This is a genomic window from Helicobacter pylori (genome assembly GCF_003637685.1).
Taxonomy (GTDB): domain Bacteria; phylum Campylobacterota; class Campylobacteria; order Campylobacterales; family Helicobacteraceae; genus Helicobacter; species Helicobacter pylori_CJ.
In genome coordinates this window covers 20,948-39,415 of the sequence record NZ_MVWW01000001.1, presented here as the reverse complement: position 1 = coordinate 39,415, position 18,468 = coordinate 20,948, and the positions used below count along the sequence as shown (strand labels likewise).

The 18,468-nt window shown below is 34.2% G+C and carries 9 protein-coding genes and 2 pseudogenes; 2 read left to right on the top strand and 9 right to left on the bottom strand.

What is annotated here, in order from left to right:
- Positions 1–20 precede the first annotated feature (20 nt).
- On the top strand, positions 21–1,193 hold the full coding sequence (locus EAL44_RS00190; protein ID WP_121073403.1) for an aminotransferase class V-fold PLP-dependent enzyme: 1,173 nt from the start codon (positions 21–23) through the stop codon (positions 1,191–1,193).
- 95 nt (positions 1,194–1,288) lie between these two features.
- Positions 1,289–2,476, top strand: coding sequence for a transcription termination factor NusA (gene nusA, locus EAL44_RS00185; RefSeq protein WP_121073400.1), 1,188 nt, complete (start codon positions 1,289–1,291; stop codon positions 2,474–2,476).
- 225 nt (positions 2,477–2,701) lie between these two features.
- Here the strand turns inward: nusA and EAL44_RS00180 are convergent, their stop codons facing one another.
- The 9 genes and pseudogenes from EAL44_RS00180 to recG form a co-directional block, all read right to left on the bottom strand.
- Positions 2,702–3,466 carry a hypothetical protein gene (locus EAL44_RS00180; protein WP_121073396.1) on the bottom strand — a complete coding sequence of 255 codons (765 nt, stop codon included), beginning with the start codon at positions 3,464–3,466 and terminating at the stop codon, positions 2,702–2,704.
- Positions 3,456–3,893 (bottom strand): Panacea domain-containing protein, encoded by a 438-nt coding sequence (locus tag EAL44_RS00175; protein WP_121073393.1) that lies wholly within the window; start codon positions 3,891–3,893, stop codon positions 3,456–3,458. Before EAL44_RS00175 ends, EAL44_RS00180 begins: the two co-directional genes overlap by 11 nt.
- 824 nt (positions 3,894–4,717) lie before the next feature.
- Positions 4,718–5,237: pseudogene (locus tag EAL44_RS00170) on the bottom strand (hypothetical protein).
- Entirely contained in the window at positions 5,238–9,140 is a 3,903-nt protein-coding gene (locus EAL44_RS00165; protein ID WP_121073390.1) for a type IIG restriction enzyme/methyltransferase, read from the bottom strand. It lies immediately after the preceding pseudogene.
- A gap of 205 nt (positions 9,141–9,345) precedes the next feature.
- Positions 9,346–11,513 (bottom strand): annotated as a pseudogene (locus EAL44_RS00160) (hypothetical protein).
- A gap of 133 nt (positions 11,514–11,646) precedes the next feature.
- Positions 11,647–14,559, bottom strand: coding sequence for a type III restriction-modification system endonuclease (locus EAL44_RS00155; RefSeq protein WP_121073387.1), 2,913 nt, complete (start codon positions 14,557–14,559; stop codon positions 11,647–11,649).
- 2 nt (positions 14,560–14,561) lie between these two features.
- Positions 14,562–15,149 (bottom strand): site-specific DNA-methyltransferase, encoded by a 588-nt coding sequence (locus EAL44_RS00150; RefSeq protein WP_162970300.1) that lies wholly within the window; start codon positions 15,147–15,149, stop codon positions 14,562–14,564.
- 4 nt (positions 15,150–15,153) lie between these two features.
- Entirely contained in the window at positions 15,154–16,524 is a 1,371-nt protein-coding gene (locus EAL44_RS00145; protein ID WP_121073381.1) for a site-specific DNA-methyltransferase, read from the bottom strand.
- 50 nt (positions 16,525–16,574) lie between these two features.
- A complete protein-coding gene (recG, locus tag EAL44_RS00140; RefSeq protein ID WP_121073378.1) occupies positions 16,575–18,446 on the bottom strand; it encodes an ATP-dependent DNA helicase RecG in 1,872 nt (623 codons plus the stop codon).
- Positions 18,447–18,468: the final 22 nt, after the last annotated feature.

The window sequence follows — 18,468 nt, the reverse complement described above, 5'->3', positions numbered from 1 at the left end:
AGGAATCAAACGCTTTCATCATGGCTAACATCGCAACTAAAGAAACGCCCGAAATAACCTCGGATCTTTTGAAAAGCCCTTATCAAAAAATCATCAATGCGAGTGCGAGCGTTTTTGATGAAAATCATGGGCGATCGTTTTTTAGCCCGCAATTTTATGAAAAAATTGAACCTTATTTAAAAGAAGTTTTAACCCAACCCATTGATTTAGAATGCGATCTCAACACCGCTAAAAAAAAGAACCGCTTAACCCCTTTAAAACAGCTTTTTAAGGCGTGTTTTGGCACTGAAGAAATTTTAATTGTCAATAACAACACCAGCGCGATTTTCCTCATCGCTAACGCTTTAGCGCAAGAAAAAGAAATCGTTGTTTCTTATGGTGAATTAGTGGGGGGGGATTTTAACCTTAAAGATATTTTATTGAATAGTGGGGCTAGGTTGCATTTAGTGGGGAATACCAGTCGCACTTATTTAAGGGATTACCGCTTAGCCTTGAATGAAAACAGCAAAATGCTCTTTAAAACCCACAACCCCACTTTCAAAAAAGACACACCTTTTAAAGATTTGCAAACTCTGGCTAAAGAGCATGGTTTGATTGATTATTACAATTTAGGGGATGTGGATTTATTAAATAAAACGGCTTTAGAAGAGATTTTAGCCCTAAAACCATCGCTTTTAAGCTTTAGCGCGGATAAATGCTTTAACAGCACACAAGCCGGTATTATTATAGGGCAAAAAGAATGGGTTGAAACCTTAAAAAACCACCCCCTTTATAGAGCCTTAAGGGTGGATAAAATCACGCTCACCTTGCTTTTTCACAGCCTAAACGCATGGGTCAATCACCAAGAAGAAACCACCATTCATGCGCTACTAAACCAAACCAAAGACGCCTTATTACAAAAAGCCCTCAAACTCTACGCCCTTTTAAAGCCTTTAGAATTGAATGTGAGCATCGCCTCTAGCTTTTCTAAAATAGGGAATTTGTTTGGTAGGGAATTAGAATCCTTTTGCGTGAAAATCCAGCCCAAAAACACCCGCGCTTTAAATTGTGAGAAACTTTATTTAAAGCTTTTTCAAAAAGGCGTTATTACAAGAATTTCATGCGAATTTGTGTGTTTTGAAGTCTTTAGCCTGAATGAAAAAGATTTTGAAAAAATCGCCCTGGTTTTAGCAGAAATCCTTAACAAGGCTTAAAAATTCGCTATAATAAAATTTCTTTTAAACGCGCCGCTCCCCCACAATAGAGAATGACAGAAAACGATAGAACATCAATTTAAAGGAACTTAAGAATGGAAAAAATCAGCGACCTTATAGAATGCATTGCGTATGAAAAAAATTTGCCTAAAGAGATGATTTCAAAAGTGATTCAAGGCTGTTTGTTAAAAATGGCGCAAAATGAATTAGACCCCCTAGCGCGCTACTTGGTGGTTGAAGAAAACAAGCAGCTCCAGCTTATCCAGTTGGTGGAAGTTTTAAAAGATGATGATGAAAGATTGATTAACGATCCGTCTAAATACATCAGCCTGTCTAAAGCCAAAGAAATGGATCCAAGCGTTAAGATTAAAGACGAATTGTCTTACAGCTTGAGTTTGGAGAGCATGAAACAAGGAGCGATCAACCGCCTTTTTAAAGATTTGCAATACCAGTTGGAAAAAGCGTTAGAAGACAGCCACTTTGAAGCGTTTCAAAAGCGTCTTAACAGCGTTTTAATGGGGCAAGTGATTTTAGTGGATCACAACCAAAACACTTTTATTGAGATTGAGCAGCAATTTCAGGGCGTTCTTTCCATGCGCCATCGCATCAAGGGCGAGAGTTTTAAAATAGGCGATAGCATTAAAGCGGTTTTAACGCAAGTCAAACGCACGAAAAAAGGCTTACTATTAGAGCTGAGCCGCACCACCCCTAAAATGCTTGAAGCGTTGTTGGAATTAGAAGTCCCTGAAATTAAAGATAAAGAAATTGAAATCATCCATTGCGCGCGAATCCCAGGCAACAGAGCGAAAGTGAGCTTTTTTTCCCATAACGCTAGGATTGATCCCATAGGCGCGGCTGTGGGGGTTAGGGGCGTGCGCATTAATGCGATCAGTAACGAATTGAATAAAGAAAACATTGATTGCATAGAGTATTCTAATGTGCCTGAAATTTATATCACTTTAGCGCTCGCTCCAGCCAAAATTTTAAGCGTTGAGGTTAAAAAAATCCCCATAGAAGAATTGAATGCTGAAGAAAAAGAATCCATTCAAGAGCGTTTTATCGTCAATAACCATTTGCAAAAGGCTAAAGTGCGTTTGTTAGACATTGAAAAATCTAAGGCTATCGGTAAAGGTGGGGTGAATGTGTGTTTAGCGTCCATGCTTACAGGCTATCACATAGAGTTTGAAACCATTCCTAGCGTCAAAGAAAACGCAGAAAATGAAAACGAAAAAGAAACGCAAAAAGTAGGGGTAGAAGCTTTAGAGTCTTTGTTTAAGAATTAAAATGATTTCTGTGAAACTTATTGAGTCCTTAATCAAAAGGACTTTAAGCTAAGAGCGGTATTAAATAAGCACGTGATTGAATTTCTTAAGGCTAAATTTGAAAGAAATAATTCAGGTTTTTCAATGAATGAGTATTGAGATTTTCAAAATTGCAAAAAACACTCAATTAAAAAAAATTTGCATCAAATTTTATTGGAATGACGCAAAAAATGGGTTGGATTGAATTTAAAGATATTTAGAAACTAATCTCTGTATTATATGCAATTCTCCACAAAAACCAATCACAAATAGAATTGTAACTATTAGATTAAACCAAAACATGGGTTTTTTGCAAAAATTTTCTTGTTTATCTTTTTTCTCTTTTGATAAGGATATTTTTGATAAAAAAGAAAAAAGCAGATACAAAATATTCCCAAAAAATAAAGCTATAAAAGCCATAACAAAAACCAAGCGATAGGCGTTCGCTTTATCAATATTTGATAAAACAGAAGTGGAAAACGCTAATCCCCCAACAAATGTTAAAACAATAGAGGCAAAAATACCTAAAATGGTTATGTATTGTGTTTGTTGCTTATTCAATTCTTCGCTTAATTTTTTATAGTTTTTATTTAGATCATCTTCTAGCTTATTAGAAACATCTTTAACTCTACTCATTTTCTCATCAAAATCTTGCAGTCTGATACACTCTAAATTCATGTGATCATAAAGCTTTTCTAATTTTGGTTTAATGCTTTCAACTTCTTTATCATCTTGAATCTCTTTGAGTGTCCTTATATTTTGTGCGAGCGTCATAAAGGCTTGCTCTCTATCCCTTGTGGAATTTAAAATAATAGCTGTAATTTTTGAGTATTTATGCCTGTATTCTCCTTGATAGATTTCTTTGAGATCTTTGATGATTTGATCTGTTTGGCTAGACAAATCCCCCTTTTCGCACAGCAATACAATCATTTCTTCTAGCTTTTTATCTTTATCTTCTTCTTTAGTTTCCATTTGTTTGCTTTGCTTCTTGTTTGATCAAATCTTTGCTAATGATTTCTTTTCTATCTTCTTTGAAGCTTTTATGCCAAGCGCCATCTTCTTTATGACTTTCTTTCACTAAATCCCAATAGGATTTTTCGTTGCATTTTTTCACGGAGTGGTTGATGGTTTCAAGTTCATCTTTTCTAAGATTTTGTGAGAGCGTTTCTTCTTTGGGTTTGTCAATAGAATTGGCACCATAATTACGGTATTCATAATACACTTCCCTTGCAACAGGCCCATATCTCCAAGCTTCAAAATCATCAGAAACTAGGTGTTTGTCAAACTTTTTGATATAATCAAGCTCTGTGAAATACAAAGTTTTTTGCAATTCTAAGTTACTCAATTCTTTGTTTGAATGCTTAAGAATATATTGTGCTAGTTCCAAAGCATTAACCATTAATATCTCCTAGTTAGTTTTTGCTAATTCTAACTAAATATTGCGTAGCTTTGGCAAACCATTTTCTTTTTCAATGATTTTAATCTCTTTATTTGTAAGATTATGGGGAGTTTGAATATATAAAATAAAGATATTTGTCAAGAAAAAAGTAAGAATAACTTAAACTCTAAAAACAAGCTTTAAATTAAAAATTTGCGGTATTGAACAAATATTTAATAGAATTTCAAAAATTTGGAAGAAAAGTTTTTTAATACAACTTTAGGTTAGTTTTATAGCTGTTATAGAAATCGTTTTTGTAAGATTAGGATAAAATCACGCTCACCCCCTAATTTTTATTCCACTAGAGATTAGGGGGTAAATCACCTTCAAAGGATTACTATGTCCAAAAAACATGGTAAAAAGCCTTTGGTTGTATTATACTTAAAAATACCTTTTTTTAAGTATAGGGTTAAAATCGTTGTTAAAAAAACCCATTAAAACCAAAGGTTTCCCCTATTTAAGGGGTTTCCTTTAAGGTGAATCGTTTTTTATTGCTTGTGAAGTTTTTCAATGCGATTTTAAATTAATGATTTATAGCTGTTATAGAAATCGTTTTTGTAAGATTAGGATAAAATAACGCTCGCCCCCTAATTTTTATTCCACTAGAGATTAGGGGGTAAAGTTTGTCTAGGAGACTTCTATGAGAAAAAATCATAGTAAAGGGAAACATTATACCTTAAAATCAGTTTTTTAGGGTTTTGTTTGGAATTAAAAATCAAACGATAGTTTTTCAAGAGTCCCCCTTTTTTAAAGGGGGTGTTTCTTAGACAAAAAACAAGTGCTTTTTATTTGTTCTGTTGCCAATGTATAGATTTAAAAATAATTTTATGGTATTTTTTTATAGCCCTTAAAACATCCGGTTTGACAATATAATCACTTTCTGTCGGTTCAAAAAAATCCCTCAAACTAAATGACCTATCAAATCATCAAGTTCTTTCGTTCTAGGAATTTTATTTTGTTTTTTAGAATAACATTCATAAAGTTCTTTTTTATCTTATTAGGGAATTTTTGAATGTTATAGACAATTTCACTATCTCTTTGATTTTGTTTGTATTTTTTAGCCCCATACCAAAGAACTGCTTTATCAAAAATAAGAAAAATGGCGTAAAAGAAAAAGAAAATAAAGAAAAAAGAAAGAGAAAAAGAAAGGATTTTGTTTTGGGTGTATTGGAAAATAGACTCAAAAATAAAGTGAAAAACCCCTTTTAGATTAAAAATAGAAACAAGAAACGAAACAACAAAAGCAAATGAGAAAGAAATTCTCGATCTCATTTCATGCAATATCTTTTCAAATAACTTTTCCATTCACTGCCCGTTTTCAATGGTTTTGATTTCTTCATGGGTGAGGTTGTAGAGCTGATAGACTAAAGCGTCAATTTCTTTTTCTAATCCTTGAGTGTTGGCTTTGGGGTCTTTTTCTTTTGCTTGTAAGATCCGCTCTGCATAATCGGTGATTTTATCGGCTAATTCTTGGTTTTTAGGAGTGATTTTAGGAATGGGGAGCCGTTCTATAAAAGCCTTTTTATAGCGATAGCCACTCTCACCTAGTCCACCGCCTGCGTAGAAAGTTTTGAAAGCAAAAGTAATCAATTTAGAATGTAACATTCCTAAAAGATAATGCAAATGCTCTCCTGTGAGAATGAAGCTCGTGGCTTCTGCATAAAAATCCCCTAATTCGCATTCTCCATTATCCAAATAAAATCGTGGCTCTTGCACGATCTCGCCATACACAATTTTCTCTTTTTCAAAATCCTCTAAATACGCGCAATTCCTTAAGTGGTAAGGGGTGTCTCCTTGATCGGATCGTGTTGCAATAGCATCATAATAAGAGTCTAAATGCGCTTTGATTGCGGGGTATTTTTCTATATCAATGGGTGGGATTTTAGATTTGAGGGCAGAAGTGTAGCCGTTATGGGTGTTAATCAGCCACTCCCCCGCCCACTCATAACGATACCTTTTAATGTCTTTCCCTCTTAAAATGGGCTTGATAAGCTCTTTTGTTCTTTCTCTTTCGCTCATTCCCTTTTCATCTTTTTGCGTATCATCGCAGTTTTTTAAGATTGCGTCTCTTTTTTCAGTGGGAATGATAAAGGCTTCGTTACAGCCGGTTTTTATCCCGTAATTGATTTGAATACCCCAGTCTTTAAGCGGGGTGCCGCTTTGTTCTATTTTGTCCCTTAAGTCTAAAAGCGTGGTGTCGGCAAAAATAAAGCTTTCTGTTGAAAGCGCGTTTTGTTTTATGGAGAGGGATGGGGTGTTTTTCAAATTTTCCTTATCGTTTTCGGTGGGTTCGTAATAATTAAAAACGCTCTCTTTAAGGGGCGTTTGCTTGATGAAACTGATAATACTTGTATCCACTGTAGCGCTCTCAAAGACTTTTTTTAAGGCGTTTAATTCCATGTAGCTAGCAATGGTGGTTTTTTTGAGCAGCCATTCTCTCAATTTGGCGCCGTATTTGGCGCGCGCGTATTTGTTGGAAGTGATGAAAGAATTAAACCCCTTTTCTTTTAAAAGGTTTAAAGCCAAGGCAAAAAAGTAGGTGTAAATGTCAGCGGTGCTGTTGTAGAAATCGTGGTATTGCTTTTGTAATAAAGGCTTTAAGTCTTTGATGTGTTCTTGGCGGATATAAGGCGGGTTGCCTATGATGCAATCAAAGCCTAAAAAATTCCCCTCATCGTCTAAAACTTCAGGGAATTCAAAGCGCCATTCAAGAGAATTAGCGTAGCGTTCGTTTTCATCTTGTAAATCTTTATAAGATGTTAGGACATAGCGGTTAAAATGTTCTAGTCCCACTACTTTATCCGTTTTGTCTAGTTTGGGGTAGGGTGTATAATCATGAAAAAGACCTTCATGCGCCATTTTCTTTTCTAATGCTAGGGCTTCCAATTCTAAGCCGTTATCGTTTGCCTCCTCTAAGATACTCTTGCCATAGAGTTCTAAATGCTCTTTTAAAAATTTTTTAAATTTTAATTCTTTTTGAGGGGGTTCTAAAGTGAGTTTAAAAGCTTCTTTAATTTTCTCTATCCTATCATTGAGAGCCTTTTTAAAATCTTTGTTAGGGTTTTGTGCTAATTCTTGATAAAGGCGTTCTTTAGCGTATTTTCTAACAGCGTTAGAGTCTTTTATGGGGCGCGTTAGGGTTTCTAAGATTTTAGGATCTTTGTAGATTTTAACGAGTTCTTTATATTCAGCGATGTAGTATTCTAGGTTTTTATTTTTTTCGGTTTTTAATAAGGCTTTATCTTTGAGGGCAAACCTGGAAATGAGCGAATTACCGCACTTGATGTTAATGTCAATGTTGGGGAGGGTTTCAAGATTGTTAGTGTTCTTACCCTCTTCAAAAATATAATAGCTGTATTTTAAAAGCTCTATCCATAGCCTGAGCTTGGTGATTTCGCAAGAATTGGGGTTAATATCCACGCCAAAAAGGCAGTTTTCAATGATGTCTTTTTTAAGCTCAAAAAGTTCTTTTTGGATGTGGTGGTGGGGGTCGTTTTCGCTATGCGGTGTGGTGTATTTAAAGACTTCACCTCTTGGCGTTTGTGGCGTTGGTGGCGTGTGAATGATGATCTCATCGTTTTCTAATTTAAGATCATAGCGATACAAGGAAGCAATAAGCCCCAGCTCGTAAGCAATTAACACTATTTCATTGAGCGCTGAAACTAGAAAATGCCCGCTCCCCACCGCCGGATCGCAAATGCGTAAGGTTAAAAGCGTGTTTAGGTATTCTTTGCGTTTACTCTCTTTATAGCTGTAGTTATTTTTAAAAAAATTTCTTAATTCTGTTAAATTTTCACACTCTATGTTATAGGTTTGATTGAATTTATCCAACACAATCGGCGTGATACTCTCTTTGCACATGCAGCTTGTGATGAAGCTTGGGGTATAAAAGCTCCCCTCTTTATAGCCGTTGAGCTTTTCAAAAACAAGCCCCAAAACGCTAGGGTTAATCAAACGGCTTTCGCTCTTATTTTGATTATCTTTAATGTCTTTAGGGGTGGTGGTGAAATCATAAACGCGCAAAAATTCAAAAAGGTATTCCAGCAAGGGCAAATCTTTTAGTTTTTGGTATTCTTCGTGTTTTTTGAGAACGGATTTAGGATAAATCTCTAAAGGCTCGTTATTGAGTAATTTGATTTCATGCCCCTTTAATTCCAAAGGCGTTTGATCAAACAAACTGGAATTCAAATAAGGGATTTTTCCTGAAATCTTGTTTTCTTTAATGGCTTGGGAACGCTCGCTGTTTTTCTTGGCTAGGACTTCAAAAAAGAGGGTGTTTAGGGCGTTGAAATCTTTAAAAATTTCTGTGGTTAAGAAAGGTTTTTCAAAATGCTTGAAAGAAATTAAAAGGCTTTCTAAAAGCCGTAAAAACAAGATGCGGTTATTCCAAGCGATGAGTAACGCCATGATTTCTTCATCGTCTAAATTTTTGTATTTCTCTTTTAGGGCATAACTTAGGGAGTTTTTGGTGCGGCTGGGCTTGATTAAAATTTTCCCCTTTTCATTTTGCTCTTCTAACCCTAAAATATAGAGCAACTCTTCATAAAAATCTTTATTAAGCGTGTTAGCGTCAGAATATTTTGGAATTTTGAGCAAAAAATTAGGGCTTAGGGCTTGATAGATTAGGGCTAAATTTTCTTTTTTGAGGGGGATATGGTGGTATTTCAAAGAATGATCAAGTTCATTAAGGCGCTTTTGGCAAACATCATAAAACGCTTTTGTGTGTGGATCGTTACCCTTTTTATCATGACAATTTTCAAAGGCTTTTTTAATTTCTTTATCTTTATTAAAAAACTCAAATTCGTTCGCATCAATAATATAAAGCTCTTTAATAGTGGCTAAGATAAGATGCTTAAGGTTGTTATTACCCTCTTTTCTTTCTGTGAGATAATACAAAAGGCTTTCATGAAAGGCTTTAACATTCAAATCGCCCTTTTTAATAAATTCGTTGGGGTTTTTAAGGGCTTTAAATTCAATGATCACTTCCACTTTGTTATTTTCATTAAGAATAGCGCTGTCTATTTTTTTGGTGGGCTTAACCTTGTATTTAAAAACACCTTTCAATAAATCATTAAAAGCGTCGTTGTGGTGATTTTCATTTTCTTGTGGGTTGGTTTCTAAAAAGGCGTTAAAAGCGGTTTCAAAAGCTTTCAGTTGCTCTTGATTTGGGTAGTTTGTGTTGGGTAAATCTAATTTTTTATAATCCATGTTAATTCCTTATACCGCTTAAAAACGCATGCTTTAAAAGTTTATCGTTGTTTATAAAAGCGTTTTTTAATGCCACGCTTTTATAAGTGTAATGCTTTTCAATGCTTTAAAATTGGATAAAAACGATTATAACAAAAGCACCATGAATTTTAAATAAAACGCTTTTCTTTGAAATTGTTCCATGTGAAACATTAGGGTAATTGATCTATTGATAAGCCTTATTTAATTTTTTGACTTCCTCAAAACATGTATATAAATGATCAAGGGATATGTCCAAAATGGGTTCGAACATGAAAGAGTTAATGTGAATATTTTCAGGAGTAATCATTAAAACCTTTTGTATAATCCTTTTTTCATCATCAGATAGTTCTTTTTTGGTGGCATCATATAACTCCCTTGTTTGATTTTTCTCCGATTTGAATTCTTGATTTAGTTTATTTAACATCCATTCTTCAGATTTTAATCTGATCACTATTGAAAAAATAATCTTATTTTGTAATTCAATATGATTATAATTTTTATCGTTATAAATTTTTTCTGCAATATTATAAATTGTTTCAAAATATAATTTTGAGTTATCTTCTTCAATTTTTTTCTTTTTTCGCCCTATGCCAAAGACGCTGTCAAAAATCTTTGAAATATCTTGAATTTGAATATCTTTTGTATCTTTTTTCATGTGCAAGCAACTTGTAAGTTTTATATAATTGTTGTTTTTGTCTGCTTGAAAGCTTGTATATTCAATTAAATTTCTCACAAAAGGTATCAGTGCAAAAAAGTCTTTATCTTTTTCTGAGTCTCTAATGCATTTAATAACACTCTTCAAATACCCACCTTTTTCAAAAATTATTTCTCTAACATCATTTTTGCGGATCATTTTAATCTGTTTTCTAGGAATATCCAAACGGCTTGCTAGGGTGCGGTAAAAATCAAAATTATGCGTCATCACGAGCAATTTAAATTGTCTGCATTCTTGCAAATCCTTAAGATACTCAATAATTGCATATTTATTTCTATAATCAAAAGAGTCTGAAATATCATCAAAAACTAAAAGTTGGACTTTGTCGCTTCCTTTTCTAGCCTCAATTTCAAACAAGATTTGTAAGATATATAACGCTCTCTTTTCTCCTCCGCTTAAATGTTTTTGCAAATCTTCTTTTTGAACATTCATAATATCCTGATTGTCATCAGAAAACATAAATCTAAATTGCGCGGTGTCTTTATTCAATAAAATATCTTTTTGATTTTGAAGCTCCACTTTAAAGGGAACAAAAATCTTTGATTAAAAATTTCAATGACAGATTCCCATTCTTTATGGTCTTTGTTAGCTTGTTTTATCATTTCTTCTATTTTAGGCTTTTTCTCTCTATAAAGATTAACCAAACTCTTAACATTTTGAATAACTTGTTTAAGATAGCTAAACAACACCTTTTTTCTAAAAAAATCATAATCTAAAAGTTCTATTAATAATGTATTATCCTTACTGATAGCATCTTTAAAGGCTTTAAGTTCCTTGTTGGCATTTATAACTCTTTCAATGTTAGTAAAGCTCTCTTTAAGCTTCTCATTATTTAAAATTCTATTTTTTTCATTTTCAAAAATATCTGACAATTTTTGATAATTCGTAATTTCCTCTCCAGCAATCATCAAACTATGGTTAGCTTTAAAAAATCTGTCATTTTCTAAAGCTTTTTTAAGATCATTAGCATGGTTTGTTCCAAAATCTCCAACCTCTGTATGTTTAAAAACCTTAGATAGAGACAATAATTCTTTATATTTGTTGAAATATTGCTCAATCAAATCACGATTCTTATTGACAAAATCTTTCACTTTTTTTGATCTATCAAATATATCACGATATTCAAAAAAATAGTGTTTTTCGCTGCTTTCTATTTCCGTCAAATGATTATCTAAAATTTCATAAAAACTTTTATTTTCATCAATGGTTTTTATTTCTTCTTCATAATCAAAACCGCTTGCAATATCTCTAAGACTTTTTAAAAGAGCCTTCTTTTCTTTTTCTAATTCTGAAAGAATATTATCATATCGTTGTTTGAGATCTGATTTTGCCATAAAAGTTGTAACGCTGTCTTCAGAGCTAAATTCTTCATCATAAGAATGAAAAACAGCAACATTTTCTTTTGATATTTTCTCACCATTAAACTCAATCTCTATTTTACTCCTACGATTAGGATAAAAATTATCTTTTGGCATTTCGTTATTTATCAAATCGGTCAGGCTTTTTGCAAATGAAGTTTTAAAAACCCCATTTTGAGCATATAAAAGATAGCTGTTTGATCGTGAAAAATCTAAAAATTTTTCTTGTATCTTGCCTATCCCATAACAATTCTCTATATTGATAATTTTTAACTCCATTGACTACTCCTTAGTAAATTTAATCAAACCTTATCGTATTCATTTCAATAAGACCTTTTTAAAGATTAAGTTTAAATTGATTCAAATTGAAATTGTTCCATGTGAAACATTAGAGTAATTGATCTTATTAGCTCTAATCTTTACGATTTAAAACTTCATTGATCAACGCGCTTAATTGATCATTACTCAACTTGGTTTTGTATTCAATATTCACGCCTTGCTTTTTTAAAGCTTCAAAAAATTTCTTAGCGGTTGAGATTTTCCGCTCTTCTTCAGGGCGTAATTCGCTTTTTTTATCAACCCCCTTAGTTTCTACCACTAACAACACTTTTTTATCGTTATTTTCAACCACATACCCAAAATCAGGGCTATAAGTTTGATTCAACCCTATTGGGATTTTAACCCTAGGGAGCTTGCCAAAAACAATGATTTTAGTGTCGTTAGATTCTTCAATCGTGTCTTTTTCAATCTCGCTATCCACTTGCATGAAATTTTCATACAGGCATTTTTCTTGGGCGCTTGAATTTTTAATTTCATATTTGTTCGCCCCCAAACTCCCGTCTAAAAACTCTCTAATCTCTCCCTTTTCATCATAAAACGCATCGTTTTTTCTGTTTTTAATCGTCGTTTCGCGCATTTGATAGGAAATTTTATCTTTAATATTTTGATAAATGATTTCCAAAAACAGATCTTCTAAGCGCTTTAAACTCTCTTGTTCGTTTTTCTTGATTTCATTAAACTTGTTTTCATCAATATTTTCCAACACTTTAGCCACGCTTTTAAAACTCAATTTCACCTTATTAGACAAGGCGCTGATAAATTCATGCAGACTCCACACGCATGCGCTTTCTCGATCAACAGTCTTTGTAGTAGCGTTATTTCCCATCGTTTCTACTTTTTTATGCGTCGTAACCAAAACGCTTTTTGAACTGACCTTAAAAGAAGAATTAATATTTTTGACAATCTCATCAATCAAGCTCTCGCTATCAATGGCATAAGCGATCCGGGCTTGATGATTCAAACCCGCCCATAAGTTTTCAAATTTTTTAAAATTTTCTTTATTGATTTTGATTTTTTCAGTTTTTCGCTCGTTTTTGTTCCTAACTCTAAAATGGCCCACTAAACGATCTTTTAAAAAATCTTTTAATTTTTCAAAATCCAAGTATTTTTCATTTTTTAATTTTTCTAGTTCCGGCTCTTTTTTTAAAAATTCGTTTTGATTGAGGGTGAGTTTAAAATTTTCATCATCTGTTTTTTCTCCAAAACCCAAACCCTCTAACTTTTCAAATAAATCCCCATAAAACCCTTTTTTTATCACCCCTTTTTCTTCCAACTCTTCCCCACTAAATACTTGTTTGATCAAGCTGTGTTCGCTTATCTCTTGCTGGATCGCTCCCACAAAATCCCCCTCCACTTGTGGCACGATCACCACTAATTCATTGACAAAATCAAAATCAGCATGCTCTTTAGTGATGCGCTCACCCTTATCATTCACAGCGAGCCTTAGCCCCCTACCGATTTGTTGCAATTTAGTGATATTAGAAGAGCTAGGGGCTAATTTGCAAATCGTCATCACATTAGGGTTATCCCACCCCTCTTGCAACGCCCATTGCGAAAAAATAAACCTGAGATCGGAATCAAAACTCAGCAATTTTTCTTTTTCTTTTAAAATGAGTTCGATCGCTTTCGCTTCATCGCCCTCTTTCTTGCTTTTAGCGAAATACCCTCCATGCACTTTTTTAATGTCTTCTCTAGCGCGCTCTAAATACGCTCTGTAATTTTCATCTAAAGGCTTTTTTAAGACTTCTTCAAGCTCTTGCTGGTAAAGTTTTTCAAATAAAAGGGCTAATTTGGCCGGCTGTTCATTTTCGCTTAAATAACTATTCACCCCGCTAATAAACACCATGCACAAGGCTTTAACCCCTTTTTGATAAAGCTCTTCTTCTCTTTCAAAATGGCTTTTTATCGCTTCTTTCAGCATCACTTCTTGTTCACCCTCTAAAAGATGAGAAAAAGGCTCTTTTTGATCCAGCAACAAATTAAAGCCGTTAAGAAAAACCACTTCCTTTTTAGCGATGTTTTCTACAATATAATCTTCTAAAGCGCTGATATGAGTTAGCGCGCCTAGATTATCATGCTTTTTGACTTTGACGCTTTGAGTTTTATTTTCTAAATTCGTGTAGTTAATCGCCGCTTCATATTCGTTTTGTATTTTTTTAATCTCTTTAAGCTCTAAAAAATACTCATCGCTCTCCCCCACAGACGCCACGCTAATGCTTTTCACTAGCCCATTATCAAACGCTTTTTTGCTGTCTAGCGCATAAATCAAATTATTATAATCATCTTTAAAAGTCGCCCCAAACCTGAGCGTGATTAAAGCGTTTAATTGGTCCAAATATTTTTTTGTTTTATCGCCTAAAAATCGGTGCGGTTCGTCTAAGATCACGATAGGACGGATACTGGCTAAAGCTTGCATGTAACTTTTTGCGCCATTGAACAGATTCGTGTTTTCTAAGCATGATTGATTGATAGTGTTTTTCTCTTTATTAAAGGCAGAAAAAGTCATCACCAACACACAGCATTTGTGGTTACTCGCTAGAATGAATCTTTCTACATCTTCATAGCTTTCTAAATGCGTAGAATACTCGCTTTTAAAAAATTCTCTTGTGATTTCAACACTCTTTAAAACCCCTAATTTAATGGCGTTGCTTGGCACTAAAACGATAAATTTTGACAAATGGTAGTTTTTGTGCAAGGCATAAACGCATTCCAAAAAGCAAAAGGTCTTCCCGGTGCCTGTTTCCATTAAAATATCGCAGTTTAACGACTTCTCAATCCCCACGCTTCCCTGGGTTATTTTTTGTTTCGATCGTAAATTCTCAATATTTTCTAATAAAACATTTTTGAGCGCTTCTGTTTCAAAAACAGGGTTAGAAATCCTTTGAATATCCTTTTCTGGCTCTCTTAAATCAATCCCCTTAAACACCCCTAAAATCTGATTCAAGCATTTTTCTTGATAATCCAATCGTTTGAATTTGATTTTCATCTTTACCCCCTAATCTTTAAATCGCCGCTCTCTAACCCTAAATCAAACAAATTACTGCCCAATTCCAAACACAAATTATCGTTACTGATAGCGGGCATATACATGCTAATTTTTTCCACCCCTTTATCTTTCAAGTTTTCTAAAACCTCACTCATTTCTATATCCCCCACAATGAAAGCCGTATTTTCAGCCAGATACAAGGCGTTTTCAATCAAGCAAATTATAGGGGTGGTGAGCTCCAAACCCTCGCAGCCTAAAAGCTTGATTAAAATCGTTTGGGTTTCCCTTTTTTCAGGGTTAGAATAAGCGAACAAATCCTTTTGATGGGCTTGACTGAGATTTTTATCATTAGCATGCGTTTCATCATCAATGATTTCAAACGCTTGAAACCCCACATCTAAATTGGGGCAAGCTTCTTGGATTTTAGCCCCCGCTCTTTTAATCCTTTCTTCGGTGATGTTAAAAATGCTCGGGGAGATGGATTTTAGGGTGTTCAAACAAAAATCATGCGCGCTTTTGTCTTTCTTGGGATCAATTTTTTCATCTAATTGGACGAGAATGAAGCGCCTTTCTTTAAATGCGGCGTTCAAGCCATTAAATAACCCCCCCCCCCTCACTTAATTTTTGATAATCGCTCTTATTACTCTCTAACACCGCATGCGCGGTTGTCCCACTCCCGGCAAAAAAATCTAAGATGATGTCGCCTTTTTCGGTAGTTTGATCTATGAGAAAACTTATCAATTCAACAGGTTTAGAATAATCAAAAATATTCTTAACATTAAAAATTGATTGCAATTTTTTATTTGACATATCATTAGAATATTTATTATCTAAAAATTCTATACTTGAAATATTTTTAGTGCGGTTAAAATACTCTATTTTATAAGGCTTACTATCAGATATTTTAGCCTTTGTGTAAGTTTTTGTATAAATTCTATTGTTTTTAACTTCTACAAAACCATTAGCCAATCCAAAATCAAATTTTGCTTTGCTCCAACGCCAAACCCAATCAATCGTTCCAAAATTACCTTTTTGTCTTTCAGTATAAGTTTCCAATCCGCCAGCATAAAACTTTTCATTACCAATTACAATTTCATAATCCATTTTTTTATTATATTGAAGTGAATTGTAATCTAAATTTTGATTTAACTTATACCCGCCTCTTTCATTGTAAAATTCATCTTTAAAAGGGTAATCGTTTTCATTAATATCAATCTGTTTAAAATTGATACTATTCTTTTGATAACACAAAACATAATCATGATTTTTAGCGATTTGATTAGTGGATTTTCCTGCTTTCTTTGTTAATCTTGGCATTTCAGCCACAAAATTCCCCTCCCCAAAAATTTCATCGCATAAAAGTTTGAGTTGGGCGGCTTCGTTATCGTCAATGCTGATGAAAATCACGCCGTCTTGTTTGAGCAAATCTCTAGCGAGCAGCAATCTAGGATACATGAAACTAAGCCACCCGCTATGGCTTTTTGACCCAAAAAGATTCTTGATATAATCCAGCTTTTCTTTAGAATAATCCAATTGTTTTAAAACCTCTTCATTGGATTGTGAGAAATCATCGCCATAAATAAAATTCTCGTTTTTGGTGTTGTAAGGGGGGTCAATGTAGATCATTTTGATTTTTTCACTATAACTTTGTTTTAAGATTTTGAGAGCGTCTAAATTATCGCCCTTGATGAGAATGTGCTTGCTCGTGGATTCATTTAAAGGCTTTAAAATCTTATGATTTTTCTTAAAAGCTTCATTTAAAGCGATTTTCTTACCCACAAAATCCAACCCATAGCCCTCTTCTTTTATCTCGCTAAAATCCCCTAGTAACGCTTTTAATTTTTTTGTATCCAGCGTGAGTTGGTTGTCATTTTCTATACTCAAGCAACCGGGAAAATAACGATTGAAAACCTCTAAATTTTTTTCATTAACGCTTTTTTCTTCACTAATTTCTTTATTTTGCATGGCTATCCTTTATTTTAAATGATTTAAATTACCCAATTCCACCTTAATTTTCAATTTTCAAATGTTCCTTGTGAAACGCTAGCGGTTTTTAAAAAATCTTGTTTCACTTCAGCGATAATGTTTTCATCTTTGGCTAAGTCAATGTATTCAAAACTATTCCCGCTCTGCTCCCCCCCTTGGAGTAAATCCCCGCTTTTTCTGTATTCTAAATCCAATTCAGCGATTTTAAAGCCGTCCAATTCATCAGCAAACTTTTCCAATCGTTCGTTTTCTTCTTGGATCGTGCATAAAAAACAATAGCCTTTCAAGCCATTACGAGACACGCGCCCTCTTAACTGGTGCAAAGTCGCTAAGCCTAACCTTTCGGGTGCTAAAATCACCATCACGCTCAATCGTGGTAAAGAAATGCCCACCTCAATGAGCGTAGTCGCTAAAAGAATGCTCCCTAACTCTCTGAATTCTTCAATCACTTCTTCTTTATTTTTATCTTGCCCTGAAGTGGTATAAACCTTTTTAAAGCGTTTTTGCCAAAAACTCGCCCCCTCACTCAGCGATAAATATGGGATTTTTTCGCTCTCATTCACCAGCGGGTAAACGACAATGACTTGATGGTTTTTAGCGATTTCTTCGCTAATTTTTTCCATCACTATTTTAAAATCTCTTTTATGCAAGACCAGAGTTTCAATTTCTTTAGGGTAAGGGATTTCTCTGATCATGGTCGTTTTCACAAACGCGCTTTTGGCTAAAGCCAGAGTGCGAGGAATGGGGGTAGCGGAAAATTGCAAAGAATGGGGTTTATTACCCTTACTGCTCGCCATTTTTTCTAATTGGTAGCGCTGCTTGGTGCCAAATCTATGCTGTTCATCAGTGATTACTAGTGCGAATTCATCTAAATCGCGCTTATCAAACAACAACGCTTGCGTGCCGATAACCACATGCGTGATTGTTTCAAACAAATGATTGGATCGCTTCTTGCGGCTCCCGCCAAGCAATAATTCCACTTCAAAATAAGGGGGTAAAAATTTTAAGGCTTCATTATAAAGCTGTTTAGCGAGAATGGAAGTGGGCGCCATTAAAAGGGTTTTATTAGGGTAAGCTAATACCATGCTCGCTAAAATCACCATTGTTTTCCCGCACCCCACATCGCCTATAATCAAACGCTTGCACGCTATGGTGCTGGTGAGATCGTTTTGGATTTCTTTAATGGCGTTTTGTTGATCGCGCGTGAGTTTGAAGGGTAAAGAAGCGATGAAATTATCCAAGCGTTCGCTGTTATTGGGGCATGCGATTTTGGCGCCAAATTGCAATTTTTTGCGCTCTAAATTTTTCATATAAAAAAACATTTCAATGTATTTTAATGCATTTAAATGTTGTGAAGGGAAATTTTTATTCGTTTCAAAATCCTTGACAAAATGCGGCGTGGGGAAAAAGATTTCTAACAATAAATGCGCGATATTCTCTTTAACGCCTTCCTTTTTTAAATTTTCTAACGAAAGGAGTTTTTGCAAATTTTCTTGTATTTTTTTATGGTTTTTAACTTTTTTAAAAATTAAAGAAATCTTGCCAAATTCGGTAAGGATTTTAGGCGTGTTAATGATATAAGCTTGATTAAAAGAGCTTTGCTCTAATTTACCATAAATGAACAAACTCTCGCCGGTTTTAAACTGGTTGTAATGAAACGCGCTGTAATTGAAAAAAACAAGCTCTAAATTTTTGCAAAATCGTTTGGAATAGGCAAAAATCTTTAAAACTTTGGCGTAGTTTCTTTTCTCTAAAACACCCACTTCTAAAACGCCGCTCAAGCCTATTTCAAAACGCTCTAATAAATTCAAATCTTTATAGCCTTTGGGCGTATAAACAAGCAAGGCTTCTAAAAGCGATTTCACGTTCAACGTTTTTAATAAGCTATCTGTTTCTTGCAATTTGTTCTTACCCTAGCCAATC

Bases quoted from the DNA above. Each gene is read 5' to 3' on its own strand.
- EAL44_RS00155 (WP_121073387.1), bottom strand. From the start codon at position 14,559: ATGAAAATCAAATTCAAACGATTGGATTATCAAGAAAAATGCTTGAAT.
- EAL44_RS00180 (WP_121073396.1), bottom strand. From the start codon at position 3,466: ATGGAAACTAAAGAAGAAGATAAAGATAAAAAGCTAGAAGAAATGATT.
- EAL44_RS00165 (WP_121073390.1), bottom strand. From the start codon at position 9,140: ATGGATTATAAAAAATTAGATTTACCCAACACAAACTACCCAAATCAA.
- EAL44_RS00190 (WP_121073403.1), top strand. From the start codon at position 21: ATGGCTAACATCGCAACTAAAGAAACGCCCGAAATAACCTCGGATCTT.
- EAL44_RS00175 (WP_121073393.1), bottom strand. From the start codon at position 3,893: ATGGTTAATGCTTTGGAACTAGCACAATATATTCTTAAGCATTCAAAC.
- EAL44_RS00145 (WP_121073381.1), bottom strand. From the start codon at position 16,524: ATGCAAAATAAAGAAATTAGTGAAGAAAAAAGCGTTAATGAAAAAAAT.
- nusA (WP_121073400.1), top strand. From the start codon at position 1,289: ATGGAAAAAATCAGCGACCTTATAGAATGCATTGCGTATGAAAAAAAT.